The 26,913-nt window shown below is 29.6% G+C and carries 33 protein-coding genes, 1 other RNA gene, 1 riboswitch and 1 other annotated feature; of the genes, 12 read left to right on the plus strand and 22 right to left on the minus strand.

All coding sequences use genetic code 11. The features are described from left to right. Position 1 precedes the first annotated feature (1 nt). From M6G78_RS06425 to M6G78_RS06435, 3 genes are all read right to left on the minus strand, one after another. A complete protein-coding gene (locus tag M6G78_RS06425) occupies positions 2–1,027 on the minus strand; it encodes a branched-chain amino acid ABC transporter permease (RefSeq protein ID WP_243112238.1) in 1,026 nt (341 codons plus the stop codon). Between the two features lie 15 nt (positions 1,028–1,042). After that, entirely contained in the window at positions 1,043–1,921 is an 879-nt protein-coding gene (locus M6G78_RS06430; protein WP_138269369.1) for a branched-chain amino acid ABC transporter permease, read from the minus strand. 168 nt (positions 1,922–2,089) lie between these two features. Next, positions 2,090–3,256, minus strand: coding sequence for an ABC transporter substrate-binding protein (locus M6G78_RS06435; RefSeq protein ID WP_171020647.1), 1,167 nt, complete (start codon positions 3,254–3,256; stop codon positions 2,090–2,092). A gap of 197 nt (positions 3,257–3,453) precedes the next feature. On the opposite strand from M6G78_RS06435, the gene M6G78_RS06440 reads away from it, so the two are divergent. The 5 genes from M6G78_RS06440 (at position 3,454) to M6G78_RS06460 (ending at position 9,683) form a co-directional block, all read left to right on the plus strand. After that, positions 3,454–4,755, plus strand: a complete 1,302-nt coding sequence (locus tag M6G78_RS06440; RefSeq protein WP_171020646.1) for a folylpolyglutamate synthase/dihydrofolate synthase family protein — start codon at positions 3,454–3,456, stop codon at positions 4,753–4,755. A 121-nt stretch (positions 4,756–4,876) separates the two neighbouring features. Then, positions 4,877–5,347: a MarR family winged helix-turn-helix transcriptional regulator gene (locus M6G78_RS06445; protein ID WP_253229936.1), complete on the plus strand. Its 471-nt coding sequence runs from the start codon at positions 4,877–4,879 to the stop codon at positions 5,345–5,347. Then, positions 5,347–7,617 (plus strand): ABC transporter ATP-binding protein, encoded by a 2,271-nt coding sequence (locus tag M6G78_RS06450; RefSeq protein ID WP_253229937.1) that lies wholly within the window; start codon positions 5,347–5,349, stop codon positions 7,615–7,617. Before M6G78_RS06445 ends, M6G78_RS06450 begins: the two co-directional genes overlap by 1 nt. Beyond that, complete coding sequence (locus tag M6G78_RS06455; RefSeq protein WP_138269365.1) at positions 7,610–9,442, plus strand: ABC transporter ATP-binding protein; 1,833 nt, start codon at positions 7,610–7,612, stop codon at positions 9,440–9,442. The genes M6G78_RS06450 and M6G78_RS06455 overlap by 8 nt, the downstream gene beginning before the upstream one ends. Before the next feature lie 70 nt (positions 9,443–9,512). Next, on the plus strand, positions 9,513–9,683 hold the full coding sequence (locus M6G78_RS06460) for a hypothetical protein (RefSeq protein ID WP_171020645.1): 171 nt from the start codon (positions 9,513–9,515) through the stop codon (positions 9,681–9,683). Between the two features lie 30 nt (positions 9,684–9,713). On the opposite strand, the gene M6G78_RS06465 is transcribed toward M6G78_RS06460, so the two are convergent. Both M6G78_RS06465 and M6G78_RS06470 read right to left on the minus strand, forming a co-directional pair. Further along, positions 9,714–9,857: a hypothetical protein gene (locus M6G78_RS06465; RefSeq protein ID WP_253229938.1), complete on the minus strand. Its 144-nt coding sequence runs from the start codon at positions 9,855–9,857 to the stop codon at positions 9,714–9,716. A gap of 23 nt (positions 9,858–9,880) precedes the next feature. After that, on the minus strand, positions 9,881–10,111 hold the full coding sequence (locus M6G78_RS06470; protein WP_253229939.1) for a hypothetical protein: 231 nt from the start codon (positions 10,109–10,111) through the stop codon (positions 9,881–9,883). Positions 10,112–10,262: 151 nt separating this feature from the next. Between M6G78_RS06470 and M6G78_RS06475 the strand changes: the two genes are divergently transcribed. Then, the gene (locus M6G78_RS06475; RefSeq protein WP_253229940.1) at positions 10,263–10,616 is read left to right on the plus strand and encodes a helix-turn-helix domain-containing protein; all 354 of its coding nucleotides are present in this window, start codon (positions 10,263–10,265) and stop codon (positions 10,614–10,616) included. Beyond that, positions 10,609–11,178 (plus strand): ImmA/IrrE family metallo-endopeptidase, encoded by a 570-nt coding sequence (locus tag M6G78_RS06480; protein ID WP_138269703.1) that lies wholly within the window; start codon positions 10,609–10,611, stop codon positions 11,176–11,178. The genes M6G78_RS06475 and M6G78_RS06480 overlap by 8 nt, the downstream gene beginning before the upstream one ends. Positions 11,179–11,286: 108 nt before the next feature. Here M6G78_RS06480 and ssrA read toward each other — a convergent pair. The 9 genes from ssrA to M6G78_RS06525 all read right to left on the minus strand — a co-directional run bounded on the left by ssrA (position 11,287) and on the right by M6G78_RS06525 (position 16,590). Next, positions 11,287–11,635: a transfer-messenger RNA gene (gene ssrA / locus M6G78_RS06485) on the minus strand. Between the two features lie 2 nt (positions 11,636–11,637). After that, positions 11,638–12,117 carry an SsrA-binding protein SmpB gene (gene smpB, locus M6G78_RS06490; protein WP_138269704.1) on the minus strand — a complete coding sequence of 160 codons (480 nt, stop codon included), beginning with the start codon at positions 12,115–12,117 and terminating at the stop codon, positions 11,638–11,640. Positions 12,118–12,124: 7 nt separating this feature from the next. Continuing rightward, complete coding sequence (locus M6G78_RS06495) at positions 12,125–12,784, minus strand: hemolysin III family protein (RefSeq protein ID WP_253229941.1); 660 nt, start codon at positions 12,782–12,784, stop codon at positions 12,125–12,127. A gap of 19 nt (positions 12,785–12,803) precedes the next feature. Beyond that, on the minus strand, positions 12,804–13,688 hold the full coding sequence (locus M6G78_RS06500) for a polyprenyl synthetase family protein (RefSeq protein ID WP_253229942.1): 885 nt from the start codon (positions 13,686–13,688) through the stop codon (positions 12,804–12,806). Positions 13,689–13,690: 2 nt separating this feature from the next. Further along, positions 13,691–13,918: an exodeoxyribonuclease VII small subunit gene (gene xseB, locus M6G78_RS06505; protein ID WP_253229943.1), complete on the minus strand. Its 228-nt coding sequence runs from the start codon at positions 13,916–13,918 to the stop codon at positions 13,691–13,693. Then, entirely contained in the window at positions 13,911–15,125 is a 1,215-nt protein-coding gene (xseA, locus tag M6G78_RS06510; protein WP_253229944.1) for an exodeoxyribonuclease VII large subunit, read from the minus strand. Before xseA ends, xseB begins: the two co-directional genes overlap by 8 nt. Positions 15,126–15,207: 82 nt before the next feature. After that, positions 15,208–15,606, minus strand: a complete 399-nt coding sequence (gene nusB, locus M6G78_RS06515) for a transcription antitermination factor NusB (RefSeq protein ID WP_253229945.1) — start codon at positions 15,604–15,606, stop codon at positions 15,208–15,210. Positions 15,607–15,629: 23 nt separating this feature from the next. After that, positions 15,630–15,998, minus strand: a complete 369-nt coding sequence (locus M6G78_RS06520; RefSeq protein WP_253229946.1) for an Asp23/Gls24 family envelope stress response protein — start codon at positions 15,996–15,998, stop codon at positions 15,630–15,632. 91 nt (positions 15,999–16,089) lie between these two features. Next, positions 16,090–16,590, minus strand: a complete 501-nt coding sequence (locus M6G78_RS06525; protein WP_253229947.1) for a DUF6512 family protein — start codon at positions 16,588–16,590, stop codon at positions 16,090–16,092. A gap of 146 nt (positions 16,591–16,736) precedes the next feature. On the opposite strand from M6G78_RS06525, the gene M6G78_RS06530 reads away from it, so the two are divergent. Further along, positions 16,737–17,240, plus strand: coding sequence for an ECF transporter S component (locus M6G78_RS06530; protein WP_138269436.1), 504 nt, complete (start codon positions 16,737–16,739; stop codon positions 17,238–17,240). Between the two features lie 61 nt (positions 17,241–17,301). Here the strand turns inward: M6G78_RS06530 and M6G78_RS06535 are convergent, their stop codons facing one another. From M6G78_RS06535 to minD, 6 genes are all read right to left on the minus strand, one after another. Continuing rightward, complete coding sequence (locus M6G78_RS06535; protein ID WP_253229948.1) at positions 17,302–18,117, minus strand: DUF1002 domain-containing protein; 816 nt, start codon at positions 18,115–18,117, stop codon at positions 17,302–17,304. A gap of 102 nt (positions 18,118–18,219) precedes the next feature. Then, positions 18,220–18,594, minus strand: coding sequence for a fluoride efflux transporter CrcB (crcB, locus tag M6G78_RS06540; protein ID WP_138269434.1), 375 nt, complete (start codon positions 18,592–18,594; stop codon positions 18,220–18,222). Then, the gene (locus M6G78_RS06545; protein WP_253229949.1) at positions 18,594–19,112 is read right to left on the minus strand and encodes an O-acetyl-ADP-ribose deacetylase; all 519 of its coding nucleotides are present in this window, start codon (positions 19,110–19,112) and stop codon (positions 18,594–18,596) included. The genes crcB and M6G78_RS06545 overlap by 1 nt, the downstream gene beginning before the upstream one ends. Further along, on the minus strand, positions 19,093–20,607 hold the full coding sequence (locus tag M6G78_RS06550; protein ID WP_253229950.1) for a 4Fe-4S dicluster domain-containing protein: 1,515 nt from the start codon (positions 20,605–20,607) through the stop codon (positions 19,093–19,095). Before M6G78_RS06550 ends, M6G78_RS06545 begins: the two co-directional genes overlap by 20 nt. Positions 20,608–20,702: 95 nt before the next feature. Then, on the minus strand, positions 20,703–20,966 hold the full coding sequence (locus M6G78_RS06555; RefSeq protein ID WP_138269431.1) for a cell division topological specificity factor MinE: 264 nt from the start codon (positions 20,964–20,966) through the stop codon (positions 20,703–20,705). Between the two features lie 8 nt (positions 20,967–20,974). After that, positions 20,975–21,766 (minus strand): septum site-determining protein MinD, encoded by a 792-nt coding sequence (gene minD, locus M6G78_RS06560; protein ID WP_138269430.1) that lies wholly within the window; start codon positions 21,764–21,766, stop codon positions 20,975–20,977. A gap of 280 nt (positions 21,767–22,046) precedes the next feature. Next, a riboswitch (Lysine riboswitch) is annotated at positions 22,047–22,221 on the plus strand. Positions 22,222–22,303: 82 nt separating this feature from the next. On the opposite strand from minD, the gene M6G78_RS06565 reads away from it, so the two are divergent. From M6G78_RS06565 to dapD, 4 genes are read left to right on the plus strand one after another with little or no spacing between them, the layout of a single operon-like run. Beyond that, the gene (locus tag M6G78_RS06565; RefSeq protein ID WP_253229951.1) at positions 22,304–23,317 is read left to right on the plus strand and encodes an aspartate-semialdehyde dehydrogenase; all 1,014 of its coding nucleotides are present in this window, start codon (positions 22,304–22,306) and stop codon (positions 23,315–23,317) included. A 1-nt stretch (position 23,318) separates the two neighbouring features. Beyond that, positions 23,319–24,200 carry a 4-hydroxy-tetrahydrodipicolinate synthase gene (dapA, locus tag M6G78_RS06570; RefSeq protein ID WP_253229952.1) on the plus strand — a complete coding sequence of 294 codons (882 nt, stop codon included), beginning with the start codon at positions 23,319–23,321 and terminating at the stop codon, positions 24,198–24,200. A gap of 9 nt (positions 24,201–24,209) precedes the next feature. Continuing rightward, complete coding sequence (gene dapB / locus M6G78_RS06575; protein WP_253229953.1) at positions 24,210–24,959, plus strand: 4-hydroxy-tetrahydrodipicolinate reductase; 750 nt, start codon at positions 24,210–24,212, stop codon at positions 24,957–24,959. Positions 24,960–24,969: 10 nt separating this feature from the next. After that, on the plus strand, positions 24,970–25,701 hold the full coding sequence (gene dapD, locus M6G78_RS06580; protein WP_138269426.1) for a 2,3,4,5-tetrahydropyridine-2,6-dicarboxylate N-acetyltransferase: 732 nt from the start codon (positions 24,970–24,972) through the stop codon (positions 25,699–25,701). A gap of 106 nt (positions 25,702–25,807) precedes the next feature. On the opposite strand, the gene rplL is transcribed toward dapD, so the two are convergent. Further along, positions 25,808–26,182: a 50S ribosomal protein L7/L12 gene (gene rplL, locus M6G78_RS06585; protein WP_138269425.1), complete on the minus strand. Its 375-nt coding sequence runs from the start codon at positions 26,180–26,182 to the stop codon at positions 25,808–25,810. Between the two features lie 47 nt (positions 26,183–26,229). Beyond that, positions 26,230–26,751: a 50S ribosomal protein L10 gene (gene rplJ, locus M6G78_RS06590; RefSeq protein ID WP_253229954.1), complete on the minus strand. Its 522-nt coding sequence runs from the start codon at positions 26,749–26,751 to the stop codon at positions 26,230–26,232. A gap of 11 nt (positions 26,752–26,762) precedes the next feature. Continuing rightward, positions 26,763–26,887: a sequence feature (ribosomal protein L10 leader region), on the minus strand. Positions 26,888–26,913: the final 26 nt, after the last annotated feature.

The raw sequence follows: 26,913 nt of genomic DNA on the forward strand, positions 1-26,913 counted from the left end.
ACTATTCCCCCACTACATCTTTATTCTTTCTTATTTTATTTTTAAACTTTTCAACAGAAAACATTTCTCTTAATTTAACAAAGAAAGGAGTTTCACCTGATTTAATAAGCATTATGGCAATTAACATAATCGCATATAAAATCATTCTGATTTCTGAGAAGTCTTGAAGAGCAAAAGAAATAATATTTAAAACAAATGCTGCAATAATTGTTCCATTAATATTTCCTAGTCCGCCAAGTACAACAATCATTAAAATATCAATTGACTTCATGAAACCAAAGTTCTTTGGTTGAATAACGCCTACATAACCCGAATATAATGCTCCCGCAACACCTGCAAAGAATGTTCCTATAATAAAAGCAAGAATTTTTGCTTTAGTTACATTTACACCCATTGATTCAGCCGCTATTTCATCTTCTCTTACAGATACGCATGCTCTACCATATGATGATTTTAAAACATTTGTTATTACAAAATAACAAATAAACATACATATAAAACATACTTCAAGTGAAGAATATAAAGGGATTGAAGACAATCCGGCAGCTCCACCAAGGATAGTTTGGTCTACGTTTTGAATAACAATTCTGATAATTTCACCAAGACCTAATGTAGCAATTGCAAGGTAGTCACCTCTTAAACGAAGAGTTGGAATACCAATTAAAAATCCTAAAAATCCTGATAAAATTCCGCCTAAAATTAACGCAAGGATAACCATAACAATGCTATCTGACATTCTAAGAGTCATAAGAGCACTTGTATATGCACCTATTGCCATAAATCCCGCATGCCCTAATGAGAACTGTCCTGTAATACCTGTAATTAAGTTTAGACCAAGAGCTAAAATAATATCTATACAAAGTTTTAATACAATAGTTTCATAGAATGGAGAAATAATTCCAACAAAAATTAATAACTTTATTATTATATATGCAGCAACAAAAGCTATTACAGTAGGAATATTTCCTTTTAATCCAAGTATCTTACTTGGATCTTGCTTTTTAAACATATCTAAAATCTTTTTCATATTAAACGTTACCTCCTATACTTTTTCCTTTCTATTCTTTCCAAGTAAACCTGACGGTTTAACAATAAGAATAATTATAAGGATTGCGAAGGCAACCGCATCTTTATATGCACTTGAAAGATAACCACTAACCAAAGTTTCAATTAGTCCAAGTGATACACCACCAACGATAGCTCCCGGTATACTTCCTATACCACCAAATACGGCAGCGATAAAAGCTTTTAAACCAGGTGTCATACCTGATAATGGATTTACAGTAAACATAGCACCATACATTACACCGGCAACAGCTGCTAAAGCAGAACCAATAAGGAATGTGAATGAAATTGCTTTATCTACACTTACACCCATTAGTTGAGCAGCATCTGGATCAGATGAAACAGCTCTCATTGATTTACCCATTTTTGTCTTACTAATTAATAACTGTAATAAAACCATTAATACTAGTGTAATCAATGTAACCATTAATTTGTCACTTGGAATTGAAATCCCGCCTAAATTAATGTAACCAAGTCCAAAAAATCCTGAAGGATATGTTCTAACATCCGGACCTACAAAATACATCATTGCATATTCAAGCAAGAAACTTACACCAATAGCTGTAATAAGAAGTGTAATTCTTGGTGCATGTCTTAGTGGTCTATATGCAACTCTTTCAATTACAACTCCAAGTATAGAACAAATTATAACTGCAATAATAGTTGCAGGTATAAAGCCTATTCCTAGCGTATATGAACAGAAAAATCCTACATATCCTCCTATCATTAAAATATCTCCATGCGCAAAGTTAATAAGGTTTATAATTCCGTAAACCATAGTATATCCAAGCGCAATCAAGGCATAAATACTACCAATGGAAATCCCATTGATAATTTGCTGAATAAATTGTTCCAAATTATGTACCCCCAGTATCTTTATTATTTTAAAAATATTGTTAAAACCATATTATATTCATATATTGTTTTAATCATATCCTTAAAACTGCAGTAAAGTGGTGAGTTTTTCTCACCACTTTACCAAAATTTATTTTATTTGTTAATAAATTTCAAATATTTTATTCAATTAAAGTTTTGTATTGAATACAGCATTTCCATCTTTAAATTCAAGTACTACTGTTTCTTTTACAGGATTATGTTTTTCATCAATACTTAAAGTACCTGTTACAGCTTGGAAATCTTTTGTTGCAGCTAAAGCTTCAGAAACTTTTTGAGGGTCAGCACTTCCCGCTCTAGCGATTGCATCGCAAGCAAGTTTACCTGCATCATAACCTAATGTTTCAAAAGCACCAGGATTTTCATCGTTATTTGCAGCTTTATAAGCTTTTACGAAATTTTGAACAACTTCTGATTCATCATCTACTGCATAATGATTTGTATAATATACATTTTCAAGTGCTTCGGCACCTGCTGTTTCAAGCATTGTTGGAGAATCATATCCATCAGCACCTAAGATTGGTAAATCAATACCTAATTCTCTTGCTTGTTTGATAATTAAAGAACATTCTGTGTAATAACCTGGTAAGTAAATTACATCAGCTTTTTTATCTTTGATTTTTGTAAGTACAGGAGAGAAATCTTTATCTTGAGCTGTAAATGTTTCTGTTGATACGATTGTTCCTCCGTTTGCTTTAAATTCTGATTCAAATGCTTTTGCAAGTCCGTTTGAATAATCATTTGATGTATCAGCTAAAACGATTGCTGATTTTGCATTTAATTTTTTAGTTGCAAATTCAGCCATTTTACTACCTTGTAATGAGTCTGTATAACATAATCTAAATATGTACTCTTGTACATTTCCGTTTGAATCTACTGTAATATCATCTGATGTACCTGAACATGTAATTGCAGGAACTTTATATTGATTTGCAGCTGCGATTGTTGCTTTGAAAGCACCTGAAGTAGCAGGTCCAATCATAACACTTACGCCTTCTTTACTTGCAAGTTTTGTTGCAGCACTCATAGCTTCATTGTTATCTGATTTGTTATCAATTTTAACAATTTCAACTTTTTTACCATTAATTCCGCCAGCTTCGTTTACTTCATTAACGGCCATTTCAATGCCTTTTGTACAAGATTGTCCGTATGTTGCAACGTCACCTGACAATTCATAGTTAACCCCTATTTTAATTGTGTCTGAATTTTCTGCGCTGCTTCCTCCACATGCACTAAATCCTACAAGCATTGTTGCAGACAAAAGTAAAGCAGCAGCTTTTTTCATTGTCTTTTTCATTGTCTATACCCCTAACTAATTTTTTTAATTAATATAAAAATATATTAATAATTGTTATTATCTTACCCTTACTATTTTCTTTTGTCAAGTAAAATGATACAATTTTCTGAATATTTCAAAATATTATATATTACTCCCGATTTTTTTCAAAAATATGATATAATTTTAATCAAGTTTTTATATTAAGGAGATACAAATTGAACTACGAACAAGCAATAAATTTTATACATTCTACAAATAAATTCGGATCTGTACTTGGACTTGATAATATCAATGAATTACTTAGACTTATAGGAACCCCTCAAGATGATTTAAAGGTAATTCACATAGCAGGAACAAACGGAAAAGGCTCTATTTCAACAATGTTAAATGCAGTTTTATCAAAGTCTGGATACAAAACAGGTCTATACACTTCACCTTTTTTGGAAAAGTTTAATGAAAGAATAAAAATAAACGGTATAGACATTTCAAATGTGGATATAGCATATTACGTATCAGTAGTTAAAGATAAAATAGATAAAATGATAAAAAATAATTTCCCTCATCCTACAGAATTTGAAATAATAACTGCAGCAGCCCTTCTTTACTTCAAAGAAAAAGATGTTGATATAGTTATACTTGAAGTAGGGCTTGGAGGTAGATTAGATGCTACAAACGTTATAAACAATCCTCTAATAAGTGTTATAGCATCAATAAGTTTTGACCATGTTGAGCAACTTGGAAATACCTTAAAAAAGATAGCATATGAAAAAGGCGGAATCATAAAAGAAAATTCAAATGTCGTAATATATCCTTCCGATAGAGAAGCTGTAGATGAGCTTATAAAAATATCTAAAGAAAAAAATACTTCTTTTTATTTACCCAAAAAAGAAGATATTGAATTAATAGAAAGCAGTTTTGACGGAAGCAAAATTAAATATAAAAAAACAAACCCTTTTAATATGAATGAATTCAAACTTTCTTTACTTGGTAAAAATCAAGTGTATAATGCATTAACAGTTTTACAAACTTTGGAAGTACTTTATTCACTTGGATATAAAATAAAAAAAGAAGATATACTAACTGCATTAGAAAATATACATTTTAATGGAAGATTTGAAATTTTCTCCAAAAATCCAATAATAATATTAGATGGAGGGCATAATAAAGAAGGAATTGAAAGTTTTGTAAATAACTTAAATATTTATTTTAAAAATAAGAAAATAATACTGTTTTTTGGAATGTTAGCAGATAAAGATATAGATAGTTCATTAAAAAAACTTTTGCCAAAAGCAGAAAAAATTTATACTCTGACGCCAAATAATAACCGTGCTTTTTCAAGCAAAGATATGTATGAAAAAATTAAACAAATAGATAAAAATGCCCATGTATCATATATCACTGATACGGCAAAATCAATTGAATTAATAGAAAAAAATAGTGAAAATATATATGCTTTTGTAGGTTCATTATATCTTATAGGAGAAATAAGAACTTTACTTAGACATGCAAATTATTAAAATTTCATTATAAAAATTATTTTATATTGACATATCAAAATTTCAGTAATATAATTAAGCAACAAAATAATTAAGCAACTTAACTATTTGTTGCTTTTTTTATTTTAGAGAGGATAAAGAAATGCATGATAAAATTGAAAAAAAAGAAATCAAAGAATTTATTTATTATCTGCACTCTATCGGTAAAATCTTAGGTTCAAAAACGGAATGTGACATTAAACTCCCGAAATCTGAATTTTTCCTTCTCGCTTTTTTAATTAAACAAAAGAAAGAAAAAAATATCGACAGTGTTTTACCTTCAACAATAAGCGAAAAGACAAAACTATCAAGACCGGCAGTAACACAAACGTTAAACAGCCTTGAAAAAAAAGGATATGTAGTAAGGATAATGGATAAAAAAGACAGAAGAAAATTCAAAGTAGAAATAACCCAAGAAGGAATAAAAATTTTTAATGAAACCTTTGAATCCAGATTCAGTGAACTTATGAATATTATCGAAAAATTGGGGAAAGAAAAAGTAAATCAACTTACGGATATTTTTAAAGAAATAGTAGAAATATCCAAAAATAAACAGAAAGGAAATGACCTATAATGATTAAATTAAGAAAATATTTAAAACCTTTCATCTTCTCTATTATTTTTTCAATTGTATTTCTATTAATACAGGCAAATTGTGAACTATCCCTACCTGATTATATGTCTAAGATAGTAGACTACGGAATACAAAACGGTGGCATTGAGAACAACCTTCCAAATGTAATAAGAGAAAATGAATATGAAAAAGTTAAATTTTTCTTAGAAGAAAATGAACAACAACAACTTGACAGCATTTATTCAAAAATCACAAAAGAAAACAGTGATTATGATAAATACAAAAAAGAATATTCTATTCTTGAAAAAGAAAACGTATATGTTCTTAAGAACAATGTAAACAAAGATATTATTAATTCATTAGACTTAGCAGTTGGGAAAAGCGAAATTATCGTAAGTTTTATTGATAATCCTGAAAAAATGCAAAAACAAAATTTATTTGATATCGATACAAACGAAGGTGACAATAAAACAGCTGATATGAGTTTAATGATGTCAAGTAATACAGATATGTTTTCTTTAATAAAAAATATGCCAAAAGAAAACAGATATGAATTTTTAAATAAAATAAACTCTCAACTTGATAACATTCCCGAAACAAGCATATCGCAAATTGCTTGTACTTATATAAAAGGTGAATATCAACAAGTAGGACTAAATCTTGAAAATGTCCAATCATCCTACATTTTAAATATTGGAATAAAAATGCTTTTAATTGCATTTATTTCTGCCGTTTGTGCGATTGCTGTAGGTTTTCTTGCATCAAGAACCGCAGCAGGAGTTGCAAGAGCTCTAAGAAAAGATGTATTTGCAAAAGTTGAAAGTTTTTCTAATGTTGAATTTAATAAATTTGCGGTATCTTCTCTTATAACAAGAACAACAAATGATATCACACAAATTCAAATGCTTATTGTAATGGGACTTAGAATATTATGTTATGCACCTATAATGGGAGTTATTGCAATAATGAAAGCCCTTAGCTCCAGCACATCAATGAGTTGGATAATTCTTCTTGCAGTAATAGTAATATTAGGATTTATGATGATATCCTTTAGCATCGTACTTCCAAGATTTAAAAAAATACAAAAATTAACAGATAAATTAAACCTTGTTGCAAGAGAAAATTTATCAGGACTTATGGTTATAAGAGCATTTGGCACAGAGGATTTTGAAGAAAAAAGATTTGATGACACAAATAAAACACTAACAAAAAACAACTTGTTTGTTAATAGGTTCATGATGTTCTTAATGCCTTTTATGATGTTAGTTATGAACCTTGTACAGCTTCTTATTGTTTGGGTTGGCGCAAACCAAATAGAAGCAAGTACTCTTCAAGTTGGAGATATGATGGCATTTATTCAATACGCAATGCAAATAATTATGGCGTTCTTAATGATTTCAATGATGTTTATTATGGTTCCAAGAGCAAGTGTTTCTGCTAATAGAATAAATGAAGTCTTACAAACACCTTTAGAACTAAAAGACCCTAAGGAAGAAAAACCTTTTGATGATAACAAAAAAGGAGTTGTTAAATTTAAAAACGTTTCTTTCGCTTATCCGGGTGCTAGTGAATATGTGCTTCACAATATAAACTTTACCGCAAGTAAAGGCGAAACTACCGCAATTGTAGGTTCTACGGGAAGCGGTAAATCAACACTTGTACAATTAATACCGAGACTTTTTGAAGCAAGTAAAGGTGAAATATTAATTGATGGAGTAAACATAAAAGATATTAATCAAGCACATTTAAGAGATAAAATAGGATACATTCCTCAAAAAGGAGTCTTATTCAAAGGAACAATACGATCTAATCTTGAATATGGAAAAGAAAATGCAACAGATGAGGAATTATGGAAAGCTTGTGATATTGCACAAGCAAGTGAATTTATAAAAGGAAAACCGGATGGTTTTGAAACTGAAATTGCGTCTGGAGGAACTAACGTTTCCGGAGGTCAAAGACAAAGATTATCAATAGCAAGAGCAATCGTAAAAAATGCAGAAATATATATTTTTGATGATAGTTTTTCTGCCCTTGATTTTAAAACAGATAAAAATCTTCGTAGTGCAATAAATAAAGAATTATCAGATGCTACAATAATTATAGTTGCTCAAAGAATCAGCACAATTATGCATGCAAAACAGATAATAGTACTTGACGATGGAGAAATCGTAGGAAAGGGCACACATAAAGAATTAATGCAAAATTGTGAAGTATATAAAGAAATAGCCTTATCTCAATTATCAGAAGAGGAGGTAAGAAACAATGAGTAATCATAAAAGAGGACCGATGAGAGGAATGCCTGCAATGAGAGGCGGAGAAAAAGCAAGAGATTTTAAAGGAACAATGAAAAAACTTCTTCATTATCTCGGAACAAAAAAAATACAAATATTTATTGTTTTTATATTTGCAGTAATCTCAACGGTATTTAATATAGTAGGACCTAAAATACTTGGTAAAGCAACTACAAAAGTATTTGAAGGAGTAATGGGAAAAATTGCAGGAACAACAGCCGGAATCGACTTTGTATATGTTGGTAAAATACTTATTATATTAGTATGTTTATATGTAGTATCTGCCATATTTTCTTATTTACAATCACATATCATGACCGGTGTTACAACTGAATTAACTTACAACTTAAGAAAAGATATCTCTCATAAAATAAATACACTGCCTTTAAAATACTATGACAAACAACAAACAGGTGAAGTTTTATCAAGAATAACAAATGATGTAGATACAATAAACCAAAACTTAAACCAAGGACTTACACAAATAATAACAAGTATTACAACGGTAATAGGTGTTTTAATAATGATGGCAAGCATAGATATCACAATGACTATTATTGCTTTGCTTATCATTCCTATTTCTTCAATATTTATTATGACTGTAATACACTTCTCACAAAAGTATTTTAGAAGTCAACAAGAATACCTTGGACACGTTAATGGTCATATTGAAGAAATGTATTCAGGACACTCTATTGTTAAAGCATTTAATAGAGAAAAACAATCAATCAATGATTTCAATGAATATAACGATACTCTATACCATTCAGCATGGAAATCACAATTTTTATCAGGGATGATGCAGCCTATCATGAGCTTTATCAGTAACCTTGGATATGTAGCAATTTGTATCCTTGGAGGATATAGAGCAACAAAAGGATTTATAACAGTTGGTGATATACAAGCATTTATACAATATGTAAGAAACTTTACTCAGCCAATAACACAACTTGCAAATGTTTCTAACATACTTCAGCAAACAGCAGCTGCTGCTGAAAGAGTTTTTGAATTCTTAGATGAAGAAGATGAAAAAGAAACTACAACCGCACCTAAAGAAGTTAATCTAAATAATGTTAAAGGCAGCGTTGAATTTGAACATGTATATTTTGGATATGATGAGAATAAACCTATCATTAAAGATTTTTCTTCTAAAGTAAAACCAGGTCAAAAAATTGCAATAGTAGGACCTACAGGAGCTGGCAAAACTACAATAGTAAAACTATTAATGAGATTTTATGATATAAACAGCGGTTCAATAAAAGTTGACGGTGTAAATATAAATGATTACAAACGTAGAGATTTGAGAAAAATGTTTGGTATGGTTTTACAAGATACATGGCTATATAATGATACAGTAATGAATAACATTAGATATGGTAATTTAAACGCAACTGATGAAGACGTAGAACAAGCTGCAATTGCTACTCACGTTGATCATTTTATAAAAACAAATGTTGATGGATATCAGATGATATTAAACGAAGAAGCAAGCAATATTTCAAGCGGACAAAAACAACTTCTAACAATAGCAAGAGCATTGCTGGCAGACCCTAAAATTTTAATTTTAGATGAAGCAACAAGCTCCGTCGACACAAGAACAGAAAAATTAATTGTAAAAGCCATGGATACCTTAGTAAAAGGAAGAACAAGTTTTATAATTGCACATAGATTATCCACAATAAAAGACGCAGATTTAATACTTGTAATGAATGAAGGAAATATTATTGAACAAGGTACACATGATGAATTAATGAAAGAAAACGGATTTTACTCAAACCTTTATAATTCTCAATTTGAAGAATAAAAAGAGCCTTAAGGCTCTTTTTTTAATATTTTATTTAATATTTGGGAAAATAAATATTAAGGAGGTTATTATGAAAATAAACAAAAAAGATTTAAATCCACCCGATACTGATTTTTTAAACAATTCAAAAACCATATCATCAACTGAATGTACAGGATTAATACAAAATATACCTAAAAATAATGACGAAGAAGAATCTTATGAAGATTTATATCAGACACAAACAAATATTGACAAATAAAAAAACGCAATAATATCTATTTATTAGATATTATTGTGTTTTTTCATAATCAGCATAATAAAAAATTTCAATATCAAAATTGTCAGGTTCTAAAACGTCTTTTAACAAAAAATGAAAATCTTCATCAATCGCATATATAATCTTATATAGATTATATATGTCATCTTTTGTCATATTTAAAACTCTCCCCTCATAATTTATTTAAAATTTTTTGGATCTTTATTTATATAACTGCATATTTCAAGAAACTCATCTACATCCAAACTTTTTTTATTTTCATCAATACTCATTTTTACATTATTATAATTTAAACCTGTTTCTTTGCATATTTGTTCAATATCAATATTATTATCCAGTATATATTTTGATAACTTTTTACTAGCATTATCAGTATTCCCTACTCCATCATCCAATTTCTTACTTAACATCTTTTTCTCCGTTTTGAAGAATTTTTATTTTATTATAATATTACACAAAAACTTTGTCAATAAATACTCTTCAAATCGAAGAATATTTATTGACAAAATATTGACAAAAAAGTGACTTTTTTATATGATTGAAAAACAAGGAGTTAACAGTATGATCAAGAAAGGAATCTCACTAAAATTAAAAGAACTTAGAAGAAAGAATAAATTAACAATAGAAGAAGTTAAATATCTTTTGGAAAAAAGAGATATAAATGTTGCAATAAAAACAATATACGGGTGGGAAAGCGGACAAAGACTTCCAAACCCTGATATTTTTTTAAATTTATGCGATATATATAATGTTAATGATATCTTAGAAGAATTTGAAGTTGGAAAAAGAAAAAAGAAAGTAAATGACAATTTAAAAATGATAGCAAGAGAAGACGGAATAAGTTACAATTCTCTTAGTAAATCCGAACTAAAAAAATTAAAAGAAACTACTGTTTTAATTACTGAAGATGAATAAAATAGATTTAAAAAATTATAAAAGTATACAACATCTGGTTTGGTATATTTTAAGAGAAACAAAAACAAATAAACTTCCTGTTGATATCATTCATATATGCAAGGAATTAAATATAAAAATAAGATATTACGATAATAATAACGATATCGCAAAAACCTATAAAGATGGCTTTTCATGCATAACAGAAGATGATGAAAAAATAATCTTTTTTAATAAATCCATAAATAATTCTTGTAGGCATAGATTTACAATAGCCCATGAGCTGGGGCATATTTTGCTTGAACACAATAAAGATAAAACTAAAACATACAACGAAATGGAAACAGAAGCAAATATGTTTGCTATAAGGATTCTAGCACCACTTTGCGTTTTAAAAGAAATGAATATATCTTCTCCTGAAGAATTATCCCAATTATGTAATATTTCTAAAACTGCAGGGAAATATAGATATGAAAGGTTACAAAAAGCATTAATAAAAAATAAATTTTATATTAATCCAAAAGAAAAAAAGATTTTACAACAATTTAATAATTACATAAACAGTTTTTCCAGAGATATTTAATAAAATATCTCTTTTTTTTAATAAAAAAACAATGATTAAAACCATTGTTTTATAATTAATTATTAAAATATATAAAATAAAAAATATAAATCTTGATATTATTATCATTGGTGGAGATGGGGGGAATCGAACCCCCGTCCAAAACCAGCTAAATTAAACTTTCTCCGAGTGCAGTTTGTCTTAAAATTTAACCTAATACTATAAAACAAACAAAATTATATAAGGCGAGCCTTAATTAATACTATACATTGTCAAGACACCCAACATATAGGTCCCTGCGAAAGTGTGACAATCGTTATATTTCTTGCAGGTCAGAAATAAACGACCGCGCTGCAACTAGGCAGCGAAAGATAATCTATTGTTATCGTTTATTTTTTAATTTGCTTATTTTAAAGATGTTAAGCTCATCTACTCGCTTATTTAACCTCACTAACCCTGTCGAAACCATTGCATCCCCGTTTATCTATAACTGTTTTTAAGATTTCTGGCTATATCACGCTTCGCATCTTTTTCTTTAAGACTTTCTCTTTTGTCATAAAGCTTTTTACCTTTACAAACAGCGATATCCATTTTAACATAACTTTTACTAAAGTGCAAATTTAAAGGGATTAAAGTATATCCATCTTTTGTAAGATAGTCCTTTATTTTCCTTATTTCCCTTTTATTTAAAAGCAGCCTTCTTTCTCTTAAAGGATCGACATTATTTCTGTTACCAAATTCATAAGGACTTACATGCATACCAATTATATATATTTCATTTCCTTTAGTAACATTTGCATAACTATCTTTTAAATTAACTTTACCGTTTCTTATTGATTTTACTTCCGTACCTTTAAGCTCAATGCCTGCTTCATATTTTTCTATAACAAAATACTCAAAATTTGCCTGTTTATTTCTGGCAATTATTTTTTTATCTTCTTTATTTTTATTTGCCCCCATATTCTACCTACATACCTATAATATTAAATAAAATTGCAAAATAATGTAATATTGTGCCTGCCAAAACAAATAAGTGCCAAATAGAATGCATATATTTATATTTAGTCAAACAATAAAATATTACACCAACAGTATACATCAATCCTCCTAAAATTAAAAGAACTAATGTTAAAAGTGAAACAGCTGCAACCAAAGGTTTAATTGCAAAAACAACTGCCCATCCCATAATTAAATATAAAACTAAAGATATTTTTTCAAATTTCTTTAAATTTATTGCATTTAAAACTATACCTACTATTGCACTTAACCATATTATAGCGAATAAAGGCAGTCCTATACTATCTCTTAAAGTATACAAAGTAAAAGGTGTATAAGTACCGGCTATAAGTAAAAAGATTGTACAATGATCAAATACCCTAAAAATTTCTTTAATACGATAATTTTGAAAAGAATGGTATAAAGTAGATGCAAGATATAAAGAAAACATACTTATACCGTAAATAATGCTTCCTATTACAGCCCACATATTAGCATATATTGCACTAAGCACTATTAAAACAGCACATCCTGCAACGGCAAAAAATACACCTACACCGTGAGATACCGAATTAAATATTTCTTCCCCAAGGGTGTATCTTTTTATTATATCTTTTTTTTCTTCACTCATAAATTTTCCTCTTTTCAAATTAATTTTTTCTGCTTGATAGATAAACTGCAAGATTTCTTAAAAAATCAGCACTTTCATCAAAATCTGAAATACTTTCAAGAGCAATATTTAAAAGTTGTTCTACTTTTTCATACGATTTTTCTAATCCATAAACATACGGATATGTCATTTTGTTTCTTTCCTCATCCATCCCTACATTTTTACCTAAAGTTTCACTATCAGATACCACATCTAAGATATCATCAACAACTTGGAACATTAGTCCTATAGAATCAGCATATTTCTTAAAAGATTCCATCTTTTCTTCATCTGCTCCTCCTATAATGGCTCCGCTTAATATACAAGCTCTAAGAAGTGCACCTGTTTTATTATCATGAATAAAATCAAGAGTTTCACCGTTTGGCTCTTTTCCTTCGCTTATCATGTCCATAACCTGTCCAGCAACCATCCCGTTTATGCCTGCAGCATCAGCGATAACCTCCATTGCGTCAACATATCTTGTTATATTATTTGCTTTTTTGCAATTTTTAATCATTGTTTCATAAGCAAGATTTAATAAACTATCTCCCGCAAGAAGAGCTGTTGCCTCTCCGTATAAAACATGATTTGTAGGTTTACCTCTTCTCAATTCATCATCATCCATACATGGTAAATCATCATGAATAAGAGAATATGTATGAATCATCTCTATTGCAGCCATTAAAGGATATGCTTCTTTTATATCTCCCCCAACAGCCTTACAAGATTCAATCAAAAGAATAGGTCTTATTCTTTTACCACCTACAAACAATGAATAATTAAAACTTTCAAATATTATTCCAGGCTTACCTTCTTTAATAGTATATTTATTTAATATATCTTCAACAAATAATTGTTTTTCTTTTAATTCTTTCTTTATATCCATGTTTAAGCCTCTTCAAAATTTTTTATAACAGCTTCACCGTCTTTTTCTGCTACAAATACTTTTACTTTCTTTTCTGCATCCAAAAGTTCTTCTTTTAATTCTTTTATTAAAATTCCGGCTTCATCATATAATTTAACACTATTATCAAGTGTAATCTTGGATTCTTCCATTAACTTACTTATTTCTTCAAGTCTTGATAATTTTTCTTCAAATGTTTTTTTATCACTCATTGTTTTCACCTTCAATACTGTTTATTGTAGAAATAAACTTACCGTCTTTCATCCTTATTTTTATAATATCGTTTATACTTGCTTCACTGACAGAAGTAATTATGTTATCATTCTTTTCAACTACCGCAAATCCTCTATCTATAACACTTTCAACTGAAAGAGTTTTAACTAGTTTTTCCAAAGAATTTAATTTTTGCTTATTAAAACTAATTTTATTGCCAAATGATAAATCAATGGAATCTTTTAAATTATCAACATACTGTTCCATATTTTCAATATATGCATTTGGTCTTTTTATTACAGGTTTATTTATTACATTTTCTATTCTTTGTTTATAAGAATCAATTAAATTATTTAAAATGTTTGTAGCCTTTCTTTGATATTCATCAATTGTAAAAATAATATTATCCAACGGTTCACTTACGATTTCACCTGCAACAGATGGTGTTGGAGCTCTAAAATCTGCCACAAAATCACATATTGTAAAGTCTGTTTCATGCCCTACGGCAGAAACCACAGGAATTTTACTGTCATATACTGCTTGAGCAACTACTCTTTCATTAAAAGCCCAAAGTTCCTCAATACTTCCTCCACCTCTTCCTGTTATTATCACATCAGCAAGGTTAAGGCTATTTATATCGTATATCATTTGAGCAACGTCTTCTCCGCTTCCCTCACCTTGAACAAGTACAGGACAAACAATTATTTCAATATTCTTATTTCTTCTTTTTATAACGCTTATTATATCCCTTACTGCTGCCCCCGTCTTGGATGTTACAACTGCTACTCTACTAATAAATCTAGGTATAGGCTTCTTAATGCTGTTATCAAAATAACCTTTTAACTTCAACTCTTCAAGTAATTTATTATATTCTTCATATAATCTTCCTATACCCTTTTTTTTCATGCTACGGACATATAATTGATAATTACCGTTCTTTTCAAAAACAGACACATTACCCTCTATTATAACTTTCATGCCATCTTTAGGCTCAAAATCCAGAGAATATGTGTCTGCTCGAAACATAACGCAATTTATTTTACCTTTATTATCTTTTATTGAAAAATATAAATGTCCGGAAGAATGTCTCTTATAATTTGAAACTTCCCCCTCTACTTTTAAATTAGACAATAATTCATCATAATCAAGTAAAGTCTTAATATATCTATTTACATCCGTGACGGTTAAAATTACATTATCTATCATTTTAATCCTCACTATACCCAAAACCATATCATCTGGTATTGGATACTATATTATAATATATTCATATACAAGTCAATAAATATTAACTAACTTTTTTATATACACTATTTAATAACCCGTTTACAAAACTTGCCTCTTTTTCATCTGAGTATGTGTGAGCCAAACCAACGGCTTCATTTAAACCTACCAACGCAGGGATATCGTCATTATACATAATTTCAAAAACACCAAGTCTTAAAACGGCTATTACATGATTTGAAAGTCTTTCAAACTTCCAGCCTTTTAAATTTTCTTTTATTATTCCATCAATTTCATCAAGATTATCTAATATACCTTTAATGGTCTTTTTAGCATACTCACCTTGAGTTCCTTTTAAACCATTATCTGTAATCATTTGTTCATATCTTTCATTAAAATCTTCATGGAAACTCATTTGAAAAATAATTTTATATACTAAATCTCTTGCTACGTCTCTTTTCAAAATTTAACCCCTTTAAATTATATTTAACATTCTAATCCTTCAATATATATATTAACTTGAATTACATTGTATCCTGTCATAGATTCAACAGATTGTTTAACTTTTTTCTTAACTTCATCTGTTAAATCAGGTATTATTGCTCCGTATTTTATAATTAAAGAAATATCAATAATAATTTTATTACCACTTATTATTGTTTTTACACCTTTTCCAACATTCTTTTTACCAAATATTTCTCCAATATCTATACCTCCATATAGACCGCTTATACCATCAACTTCTCTTGTAACAAGTCCTACTATTGAAGTTATCACATTATCACTTATATTTAACTCATCACCTTGTTCTAAGGTTTCTCTTAAAGTAATGTTTTCATCAATATTTTTGCTCATAATTGTACCTCCTTTTCGAGAAATAAACATATACATATTAGTAACTCAATTATAACATTATTTTATTTTATTTCAAATAATTAATGAAAATTTAAATATCCATAAAAATTGGTGTATTTAAAGGATTATATGAAAAATAAACAAGTATTATTCCAAGTAAAATAATACTCATTATACTTATTAATTTCACTTTAACTTTATCATTTTGTTCATCAAGCAAAATTTTATAACTAAAACTTTGACTTATACCTACACAAATCAAAACTAAAATAAAATAAAAAATAGTATTCATTACACCAAACATATTTTTAAAAGTATAAAAAAACATTGGAATACTAAAAACAAGAATATATGTACTTATTGCTTTTGCAAGAAAAAAATTATCATTATACTGAATTTTACAAATCATTTCTATAATCATAAAAAACATATAAGAAAAATATACAACTTTCATTTGCTCCAACATACTATTATTTCCTGCACATATAAATTTAAAGAAATCAAACTCAGTAAGAAAATATAAATTTGATAATAAAAAAACAAATAAAGTAATAAAAATAATCCCAAATCGTTCAACTTTTATAAGCTTCATAACATTACCTCCCTTTTATACAAATAATATATAAAAAGATGTATAAAAATAATGTCGTTTTAAAATAGAAATGAAACTTTATTATTGAAAATTTAATAATGTAGTATTAAAATAAAAAATAATTGTGATCTGACAGGAGGGAAAATATGACCAACAAAAAAACATTAAATATTGTTCTTACGGGAGTAATGGCAGCGTTTATATATATTGCAACATATATAAATATAAGACTCCCAATTTCATTTACAGACGGCGGACTTATACATTTAGGAGGAGCAGTTCTTGTTATTGCAACTTTTCTTCTTATGCCTGTTGAAGCAGGACTTGCGGGAGCAATAGGTATGGGGCTTTTTGATTTATTAAGTCCTTATGCTGTATGGGCACCATTTACTTTCGTAATAAGACTTGTTCAAGGAATTGTTGTTTCTAAAATATTACTAAAAGGTGGAATTTCTAAAACAGTATTTGCTATGATTGCTTTTACCATAATAGGAATGGTCGGATATTATATGGCTGAAGCTTTTATTTATGGCAACTGGATTGCACCAATGGCATCAATGCCAGGAGAATTTATTTCTGATATGGTAGCCGTTGTAATTGGCGTTCCTGTAGCAAAAATATTAATGAAATATAAAATAAGTTATAAATAAAAAAGCACATATAATGTGCTTTTTTTATTTACATAATTATATAATATTAACTTTTATATTTTTAGTTAAATAATCCTTTAAAGAAATTTACTATTTTATCCCAAATACCAAGATCAGCAAATTGATTTGAAATATTTTTAAGTTCATCCATTACTCCGCTAAAATCAACATTTTCTAAACTTCTAACTAAATCAAGAAGTTGATCTAATTGTTCATCTGTAAGAGAAATGTTCATTCCGTCAGCAATATTTTTTATTTCTTCTTTTACTTGCTCATCATCCATATTTTTAAAATCATCTATAGATAATTTTAATTCATTTACAAGCTGAGAAGCATCTTCACTTCCAATATCATCAGATAATTCCCCTGTAGTAACAAGTTCTTCAGTAGCAGCTTCTTTTGCTTCTTCTGAAACTGTTTCGCCACTCATTTGTTCATATGCTTTATAAACTCCTGTTAATGCTGCAGTACCTGAAACTTCAAATGGCGCTGCAATAACAATTTTTGCATCTTTAATACCAACAGTTAAAAGTGCATTTTGATATATGTCTTCTGTTAGCCAGTTTATATTATGAAGTTCAATATCTAAACCAGCACCTTCATTTTGTGTTTCAATATAAATAGAAGATATACTGTTTGAACCTATTCTTGATGGGTCAACATCTTGTAAATATTGTTTTTCATCATCATGAGTTACAGTAACTTCATCTACACTTCCTTCACTAACGCCAAAGTAATCATAAACTGTCTTTCTTTGGCTCTCATTTAAATCTCCTCCGATAGCAACCATTTGTTTACCAGATTCTATCGCAAAAACATTTGATAATGGTACCATTATCATCATAATTGATAAAATAATACTTAATATTTTTTTCATATTCTACTCCATTAAATTTTATTTCGATTTCAACATAATATCATAATTTTTATTTTATTGCCATGATTTTAATAAAATTATAATAATTACAATAATAAAGCCTTAACTTGTAAAATGTGAAATCAAGCTTTTTCCTATCATTACACCTATTAAACAAAACAGAACACTTGTTATTATGTATAGTCCTCCTAAAAAATAATTACCTTTTTCAAGTAAATTAAATGTTTCAAGTGAAAAAGTAGAAAAGGTTGTAAAACCTCCACAAATTCCTGTTTGTAAAAATAGTTTACTGTTAGGACTCATATAACTTGTATTTTCGCTCATTGCAAATATTACGCCTATAATAAACGAACCAATTATATTAATAAGAAGAGTATTTAAAGGAAAATCCCAATTTGAAGGAAAAATAATTGTAAAACAATATCTTAAACAAGCACCTATAAACCCTCCAATACCTACACATATAGCACTAAACATTATTTCCCCTCCAATTTCTTTAATGCTTTTTGATAATAATCATAAGTATTATTATCAAAACAAACCATTATTACTTCTTCAATTGAATTATCCTTATTTAGAAAATCCAATATAGTTTTTACTGCTATTTCGCTTGCTTCTTTTAATGGATAAGAATAAACACCAGTACTTATAGAAGGAAAAGCTATTGTTTTTATTTTATTTTCGACTGCAACTTTAAGGGAATTTTCATAAGCATTTTTAAGAAGTTCGCTTTCGTTGTTATTTCCTCCTCTATAAATTGGCCCAACAGTATGAATAACATATTTTGAAGGAAGATGATAACCTTTTGTAATTTTAGCTTCTCCTGTTTTACATCCGTTTAAAGTCCTGCATTCTTCCAAAAGTCCTCTTCCGGCAGCCCTATGAATTGCACCGTCAACACCTCCCCCTCCAAGAAGAGAGGTGTTGGCAGCATTTACTATTGCGTCCGTTGTTTCTTTTGTAATATCCCCTATTTTAATGTTCAACTTTGACATTTTCTTCTCCGATTTCTTTAATATATTCATTTTCATATGCTTCTTTGGATTTGGCTTCATTTTCAAAAGATTTTATTCCTTTTTCTGCTTTTGTTTGAGATATCAAAGTACCCATTCCTCCGACACAACCCCCAGGACATCCCATTCCTTCAAGTAAATATCCGTCTCTCTTACCCATTTTCGCAAGAGTTAAAATCTTTTTACAACCGTTAAGTCCGTCAGCTCTATCATTTGGCACTTCAAGTTCAGGATCGAATTTTTTAATTGCTCCTATAATAGCTTTGCTTACACCACCTGAATATCCATACCCCCTACCTGCTGCTGTTGCATCTTCCATATGTTCACCTTTTAAGTCACTTACTCTTATTCCTTTTGCTTCAAACATTCCATACACTTCTTCAAATGTTAATACATAATCTACATCGCTCTTTACACTTCTTCTGTTAGCTTCCAATTTCTTTGCACTACAAGGTCCAATAAATACAATCTTTGAATCTGGATGCTTTTCTTTTATTATTCTTGCACATGCAACCATAGGTGTAAGAGCAGGTGAAACATAAGGAGCAATATCAGGATAATCTCTTTTTGCCATAACTGCCCATGAAGGACAACATGAAGTTGCAAGGAAAGGTTCTTTACCTGTTTTAACTTTTTCAATAAAATGCTTTGCTTCCGCAACAGCCCCCATATCAGCACCAAGAGCTACTTCAACAACATCATAAAATCCTAGTTTAATTAGTGCTTCTTTTATTTTTTCAGGACTCGCATCACTTCCAAACTGTCCAACAAAAGCAGGAGCAATTTCTGCTATAACTTTTTTATTGTTTTGAATTGATTTTATTGTTTGATAAATTTCTGATTTATCACTTACTACACCAAAAGGACATGAAACAATACATTGCCCGCAAGAAACACATTTATCATAGTCTATTTTTGCATGACCTTCATCATCACTTATATAAGCATTTACTCCACAAGCTGCTTTACAAGGTCTGTCATATTTTACAATGGCATTATAAGGGCAGGCAGAAACACATTTACCACATCTAATACATTTATCTTTATTAATAACACTTTTACCATTTTCAAAATATATTGCTTCAACAGGACAAACTTCACTGCAAGGATGAGCATAACAGCCTCTACAATTATTTGTTACAAAAACTGTATTTTCTTCACACTTCATACAAGCATCAGTTACAACATTTACAAGAGGAAGATTTAATACGTTCTTTTCATTTTTTATATTCTCAACATCTTTTTCTTTATTATATGGATTACTTTCGGTTGTAGCATCAAGCCCAAAAGCAAGTCTTAATCTTTCCAAGATTAATAACGTTTCTCTATTTTTATCAGTTATTTTGTTATCTTCTTCCATGACAATTTTTTTTGCTAAATTTTCTAAATCAATATCTAAATTTTCATATGCTACTTTTGCAACTTCTTTAAAAACTTTTCTTCTAATATCAACGATAGGTGTAAATATTTCTTTCATTACATTTCTCCTTTTTTTCTTATTATAATTTATTTTTAACATTTATTACAAAATTAATAGAAAAAAAATAAAAAAAGAGATGAAATACATCTCTTTTAATTTTTAATAACCATAAGCGAAACCAGAACATTTTCTTCTTTTTTTTCTTTACCAAGTTTCATTTTTGTAAGATAAGTTTTACTTCTTCTTTCATCTACCATAAAATATTCATTTACAACACAAAGAACTTCTTTTTTTACCATTTCCAATTTATCATTTGTTATATTCGTTCTTTCTTTCATTAGAATGTTTTGAAGTCTTTCTTTTGCTATATCTTTACTTTTATTTTCATCTGTTTTATCCCTAAAAAAATCAAACATATCTCCTCCTAAAATCCAAGACTATGAACAAGCCTTTTTACCAAATTTTCTTTCTTTACAATATTTCTTATTGGTATTTCTTCCCCTGTTATTCTTCTTGCTATGTCCATATACGCTTGTCCTGTTATTAAATCTTCTTTTCCCGCCACCGGCTCTCCTCTATTTGAAGAAATAACAATTTCTTTTTCATCAGGAACAATTCCAATAAGTTCTATACCTAAAATATCCAAAATGTCATTTGTATCCATCATCTGACCTTTTTTCATCATATCTTCTTTTGCTCTATTAATTATTAATTTTGTATTTTCTATTCCATTTACATCAAGAAGGGATATTATTCTATCAGCATCTCTAACCGCAGAAACTTCGGGAGTGGTTACAACTATTGCATCTTTTGCACCGGCAACCGCATTTTGAAAACCTTGCTCTATTCCTGCAGGAGAATCAACTATTATGTAATCAAAAGTATTTTCAAGTTCTTTACAAATTTTTCTCATTTGAGTTGGTCTTATTGCCGTTTTATCCTTTGTTTGCGAAGCCGGAAGCAAGTATAATCCATCATAGCGTTTATCTTTAATAAGTGCTTGCTTTAATCTACATCTGTTTTCAATTACATCAATAATAGTATAAACAATCCTGTTTTCAAGCCCCAATATTACATCTAAGTTTCTAAGTCCTATATCAGCATCTATAACAACAGTCTTTTTCCCCAGCTTACTTAAGGATACACCAATATTTGCAGTAGATGTAGTCTTTCCGACTCCTCCTTTTCCCGATGTAATAACCAAAGTTTTTCCCATTTTTATGTTCTTCCTCTTTTCGCTTTTTTATAAATAATATCAATCTTATTTAAAATTTTTTGTCTTTATTTGTTATTAAAATAAAAAAATCAATGTAAGAAAAAATAATTATGAAAATATTATGAAAAAAAATAAATAAATTATATTTAAAATATTATTTAAAAAAAAGAATTTGTGAATTTAATTTTTACATACAAAACTACACTAAAACTATAATAAAAGGCTTGCAATAAAACGCATTTATTACTATAATAAAAACAATAGAATTTATATATCATAGTGTTAAAATAGAGGTGCAAATTTTATCAGTAATTTATTGGATATAGGTAAATATAAGTGAAAATAAATGAAAGGAAAATTTGCCGAGGATTGGCACTTTTTACCGGGTGTCTTTTCGGGCTTAATGTTAAGAGCATTAAGACTGTCATCGACTTTGATGGAGTGCTATTCACTAATACTGATTTATTTACGTATTATGAGTCGCATTGTCGACTTTTATTTTTTATAACACTATAAAAAATATTTAGGAGGATTTTTATGGGAAAATACAATGTAGCTGTTGTTGGTGCAACAGGTGTTGTAGGACAAAAAATGATTGAAGTACTTGAAGAAAGCAAAATTGATGTTAATAACTTTTACCCTATGGCATCAATAAGATCAGCAGGAAAAAAAGTTAAATTTAACGGAAATGAATATACTGTAGAAGAATTAACAGAACATTCTTTTGACAAAGATATCGACTTTGCATTATTTTCAGCAGGCGGAGGAACAAGTTTAAAATATGCACCTATCGCAGCAAAAAACGGAGTTGTTGTAATTGATAACTCTTCAGCATGGAGAATGGATGATGAAGTACCTTTGGTTGTACCTGAAGTAAATCCAAAAGACGCTTTAAAAAACAAAGGGATAATCGCAAATCCAAACTGCTCAACTATCCAAGCAATGGTAGTTTTAAAACCTCTTCATGATGCGTATAAAATAAAAAGAGTAATTTATTCTACATACCAAGCAGTTGCAGGTTCTGGACTAAAAGGAATAAAAGATCTTGAAGAAGGAGTTAAAGGCGGTAAAAATGAATTTTACCCTGTTCAAATCGCATATAACTGTCTTCCTCATATTGATGAATTTACAGAAAACGGATATACAAAAGAAGAACTTAAAATGGTCAATGAAACACATAAAATTCTTGGTGACTACGATGTAAAAGTTACTGCAACAACAGTAAGAGTACCTGTTTTTGTAGGTCATAGCGAAAGCATCAACCTTGAATTTGAAAAACCTTTTGACCTTGAAGAAGCAAGAGAATTATTAAGAAAAGCTCCTGGCGTAATAGTAAAAGACGATATTTCAGTTCCAGAATACCCTACTGTACTTGATGCAGCAGGCGGAGATGAAGTTTACGTTGGAAGAATAAGAAGAGACTTTTCTGTTGAAAGCGGAATGAACTTATGGTGTGTAGGTGATAACATCAGAAAAGGTGCTGCATCTAATACAGTTCAAATCGCTGAATATTTAATTAAAGAAAATTTCTTTGGAAAGGAAAATAATTAATATGTCTATTTTTAAAGGTGTAAGTACTGCTTTAGTTACCCCATTTGATGAAAATAATAAAGTAAACTATAGTGTACTTGAAGAACTTATTAACTCACAAATAGAAAATGGTATTAACGGTCTTGTAATTTGTGGAACAACAGGAGAATCTCCAACTGTTACAGATGAAGAAAAAGACCAAATTTTCAAAGTTTCAAATGAGGTAATAAACGGCAGAGTTCCTTTTATTGCGGGAACGGGAACAAATAATACAGAACATGTTCTTCAATTGACAGAAATAGCCGCAAAAAGAGGTGCGGACGCTGTTTTAATCAATAATCCTTATTACAATAAATCAAGTGATGAAGGAATTTATAAAAGTTATGAATATATAAGTGACAGAGTAGATGTACCTATTATTGTTTATAACGTTCCGTCAAGAACAGGTAAAAATATATCTGCATCACTTGCTATTGAACTTACTAAAATAAAAAACGTAAAAGGTTTTAAAGAAGCAAGTGGAGATTTATCTCAAGTTGCAAGAATAATGAAAGATTTACCTGAAGATGTAGAATTATATTCAGGTAATGACGATCAAATTATGCCTGTTTTATCTCTTGGAGGAGATGGTGTAATTTCAACATGTTCAAACATTATTCCTAAAGAATGTGTTGCATTAACAGATGCATTCTTTAATGGCGATATCAAAACGGCAATTCAAAAACAACTTGATATCTTACCAATGTGCGATGCACTATTCTGTGAATGTAATCCAATCCCTGTAAAAACTGCCATGAAAATAATGGGACTTAATACAGGTGATATGAGACTTCCTTTAACAGAGCTTACAGGAAGCAAAAGAGAGTTTTTAGAAAAAACATTGAAAGAATATTCTTTAATCTAAGAGGCAAATATGATAAAAGTTATGATTAGCGGCTTTAACGGAGCCATGGGACAAAATGTAAAAAACATAGTCGAAGGATATGAAGATATGCAAATCGTATGCGGATTTGATAAAAACATAAAAGGAAATGAAGAATATCCTATATATGATTCCTTTGATAAAATAAAAGAAGATATAGATGTTGTAATAGATTTCTCTCATTTTAGTCTTGTTGACAGTTTAATAGACTTTTGTGTTAAAAACAATATTGCACTTGTATGTGCTACAACAGGTCTTGATGAAGATACAAACAAACATTTAGATGAAGCAAGCAAAACTATACCTGTATTTAAAACAGGAAACTTCTCTTATGGCATAAGCGTTGTAAGCAAAATGCTTGAACTTGGCGCTAAACTTCTTTGTGAAGATTTTGATACCGAAATAATAGAAAAACATCACAACAGAAAAGTAGATGCTCCAAGTGGAACAGCTTATATGCTTGCAGATGTAATAAAAGAAAATTCAAATAAAGAACTTGAATACAAATTTTCAAGATATGGTAAAGATGTTAAAAGAGAAAAAAGCGATCTTACAATACACGCTGTAAGAGGCGGTACTATTGTAGGAGAACATGAAGTAATCTTCGCCGGAGAAGATGAAATAATAGAAGTAAAACATACAGCATTATCAAGAAAAGTATTTGCAGTGGGAGCAGTTAAAGCAGGCAGATACATATATGATAAAGGAAATGGATATTTCCAAATGAATGATATAATTTAAGGAGAAAATAATGGATAACGCTAAATTAAAAGAACAATTTGACTTAACAAACCCTTATGAAATCGCTAAATACATTAAGGCTGCACAAAAAAGTACACCTATCAAACTTTATGTTAAAGGTGATTTAGTAGAAAACATGCTTGAAGGACTTGAATATTACGGGACACAAGGTTCTTATATTGTATTTGGAGAAAAAGAAGAAGTATTTGACTTTATTGACAGCAACAAAGATAGAATAACAAGCTATAGAATGGAATATGATAGAAGAAATTCAGCTATTCCTATGATGGATACAAATGAAGTTGAAGCAAGAATTGAACCAGGTGCAAACATCAGAGAAGGTGTACAAATTGGTAAAAATGCCGTTATAATGATGGGTGCTACAATAAACATCGGAGCTGTTATCGGCGAAGAATCTATGATTGATATGAATGCAGTTCTTGGTGCAAGAGCAACAGTAGGTAAAAGAAGCCACATTGGTGCTGGAGCAGTTCTAGCAGGAGTTTTAGAACCACCATCAGCAACACCTGTTATCGTTGGAGATGATTGTATGATAGGCGGAAACGTTGTAGTTTTAGAAGGTGTAAAAATAGGAAACGGCAGTGTTGTTGCAGCAGGAAGTGTTGTAACAGAAGATGTTCCTGAAGGAGTTGTAGTCGCAGGTGCACCTGCTAAAATCGTAAAACAAAAAGACGATAAAACAGAAGAAAAAACAGAACTTCTTGATGACCTTAGAGGTTAATAACTTAAAAATATAAGACGGATTTAATTCCGTCTTTTTTATTACCTTTATGCAGTATAATAAAAAAAGACCACAATTATGTGGTCTTTTAAAATTATAATCTAAACTATTTAAGTTCGATTTGTCCGCCAACTTCTTCGATTTTAGCTTTGATTTCTTCAGCTTCTTCTTTGCTAGCGCCTTCTTTGATAGCTTTTGGAGCGTTATCAACGATTTCTTTAGCTTCTTTAAGTCCTAAACCTGTTACTTCTCTAACAGCTTTAACAACTTTAAGTTTAGAATCACCAGCAGCTGTTAAGATTACATCAAATTCTGTTTGTTCTGCAGCACCACCAGCAGCACCAGCATCACCAGCAACTACTACTTGTGCAGCAGCAGCACTTACACCAAATTCTTCTTCTAAAGCACTAACTAATTCAGATAGTTCTAAAACTGACATAGATTTTACTTCTTCAATAATTTTATCAAATTTTTCACTCATTTTAATTTTCTCCTATTTATTTTTCTTATTTCTTTAGCTAGACAAAACTAAGCGCTTGCTTGTTCGTCTTCTTCCATTTTTTCTTTGATAGCATTGATAACACATGCAAAGTTTGAAATTGGAGCTTGTAAGCTTCCAAGCATTTTTGCAAGTAATGCTTCTCTTGATGGTAATGTTGCGATTTTTTGTAATTCTTCTAATTTAGCTACACTACCTTCGATTACACCGCCTTTAATTGTTAAGCATTCTAAAGCATTGTCTTTAGCAAATTCGCTAACAACTTTTGCTGGTGCAACAACATCTTCGTCACAAAAAGCAACTGCTGTACTTCCTTTTAATACGTCAACAAGTTCATCATATCCACATTCTTTTGCAGCAAATCTAATGAATGTATTTTTGTAAATTTTGTAATCTACGTTTAATTCTCTTGCTTTTGCTCTAAATGCAGTATCTTGTTCAACATTAATACCTTTATAATCTACTAAAACGAAAGCTTCTGCATTTTTCATTTTTTCAACTATTTCGGCAACAATGGCTTTTTTGCTTTCTAAAATAGCTTCTGATGACACGACATTTCCTCCTATTCATAAAAAATACTCTTTCCGCAAGTTAAGAAAGAGTATTAGATAACTCCACTTCTTAACCTCGGCAGGATTGTTACGGATTATATCCCCCTGCTGTCTGCGGTATATATTAAAAGGTTAAAACCCTTTAATTATCGTGAATAATTA

The organism is Anaerofustis sp. NSJ-163, assembly GCF_024135845.1.
Lineage (GTDB): Bacteria > Bacillota > Clostridia > Eubacteriales > Anaerofustaceae > Anaerofustis > Anaerofustis butyriciformans.

Coding starts and splice junctions, on each gene's coding strand:
- M6G78_RS06425 (WP_243112238.1), bottom strand. CDS start 1,027: ATGAAAAAGATTTTAGATATGTTTAAAAAGCAAGATCCAAGTAAGATA.
- M6G78_RS06435 (WP_171020647.1), bottom strand. CDS start 3,256: ATGAAAAAGACAATGAAAAAAGCTGCTGCTTTACTTTTGTCTGCAACA.
- M6G78_RS06445 (WP_253229936.1), top strand. CDS start 4,877: ATGCATGATAAAATTGAAAAAAAAGAAATCAAAGAATTTATTTATTAT.
- M6G78_RS06450 (WP_253229937.1), top strand. CDS start 5,347: ATGATTAAATTAAGAAAATATTTAAAACCTTTCATCTTCTCTATTATT.
- M6G78_RS06455 (WP_138269365.1), top strand. CDS start 7,610: ATGAGTAATCATAAAAGAGGACCGATGAGAGGAATGCCTGCAATGAGA.
- M6G78_RS06460 (WP_171020645.1), top strand. CDS start 9,513: ATGAAAATAAACAAAAAAGATTTAAATCCACCCGATACTGATTTTTTA.
- M6G78_RS06465 (WP_253229938.1), bottom strand. CDS start 9,857: ATGACAAAAGATGACATATATAATCTATATAAGATTATATATGCGATT.
- M6G78_RS06470 (WP_253229939.1), bottom strand. CDS start 10,111: ATGTTAAGTAAGAAATTGGATGATGGAGTAGGGAATACTGATAATGCT.
- M6G78_RS06475 (WP_253229940.1), top strand. CDS start 10,263: ATGATCAAGAAAGGAATCTCACTAAAATTAAAAGAACTTAGAAGAAAG.
- M6G78_RS06480 (WP_138269703.1), top strand. CDS start 10,609: ATGAATAAAATAGATTTAAAAAATTATAAAAGTATACAACATCTGGTT.
- smpB (WP_138269704.1), bottom strand. CDS start 12,117: ATGGGGGCAAATAAAAATAAAGAAGATAAAAAAATAATTGCCAGAAAT.
- M6G78_RS06495 (WP_253229941.1), bottom strand. CDS start 12,784: ATGAGTGAAGAAAAAAAAGATATAATAAAAAGATACACCCTTGGGGAA.
- M6G78_RS06500 (WP_253229942.1), bottom strand. CDS start 13,688: ATGGATATAAAGAAAGAATTAAAAGAAAAACAATTATTTGTTGAAGAT.
- xseB (WP_253229943.1), bottom strand. CDS start 13,918: ATGAGTGATAAAAAAACATTTGAAGAAAAATTATCAAGACTTGAAGAA.
- xseA (WP_253229944.1), bottom strand. CDS start 15,125: ATGATAGATAATGTAATTTTAACCGTCACGGATGTAAATAGATATATT.
- M6G78_RS06520 (WP_253229946.1), bottom strand. CDS start 15,998: ATGAGCAAAAATATTGATGAAAACATTACTTTAAGAGAAACCTTAGAA.
- M6G78_RS06525 (WP_253229947.1), bottom strand. CDS start 16,590: ATGAAGCTTATAAAAGTTGAACGATTTGGGATTATTTTTATTACTTTA.
- M6G78_RS06530 (WP_138269436.1), top strand. CDS start 16,737: ATGACCAACAAAAAAACATTAAATATTGTTCTTACGGGAGTAATGGCA.
- M6G78_RS06535 (WP_253229948.1), bottom strand. CDS start 18,117: ATGAAAAAAATATTAAGTATTATTTTATCAATTATGATGATAATGGTA.
- crcB (WP_138269434.1), bottom strand. CDS start 18,594: ATGTTTAGTGCTATATGTGTAGGTATTGGAGGGTTTATAGGTGCTTGT.
- M6G78_RS06545 (WP_253229949.1), bottom strand. CDS start 19,112: ATGTCAAAGTTGAACATTAAAATAGGGGATATTACAAAAGAAACAACG.
- M6G78_RS06550 (WP_253229950.1), bottom strand. CDS start 20,607: ATGAAAGAAATATTTACACCTATCGTTGATATTAGAAGAAAAGTTTTT.
- M6G78_RS06555 (WP_138269431.1), bottom strand. CDS start 20,966: ATGTTTGATTTTTTTAGGGATAAAACAGATGAAAATAAAAGTAAAGAT.
- minD (WP_138269430.1), bottom strand. CDS start 21,766: ATGGGAAAAACTTTGGTTATTACATCGGGAAAAGGAGGAGTCGGAAAG.
- M6G78_RS06565 (WP_253229951.1), top strand. CDS start 22,304: ATGGGAAAATACAATGTAGCTGTTGTTGGTGCAACAGGTGTTGTAGGA.
- dapA (WP_253229952.1), top strand. CDS start 23,319: ATGTCTATTTTTAAAGGTGTAAGTACTGCTTTAGTTACCCCATTTGAT.
- dapB (WP_253229953.1), top strand. CDS start 24,210: ATGATAAAAGTTATGATTAGCGGCTTTAACGGAGCCATGGGACAAAAT.
- dapD (WP_138269426.1), top strand. CDS start 24,970: ATGGATAACGCTAAATTAAAAGAACAATTTGACTTAACAAACCCTTAT.
- rplL (WP_138269425.1), bottom strand. CDS start 26,182: ATGAGTGAAAAATTTGATAAAATTATTGAAGAAGTAAAATCTATGTCA.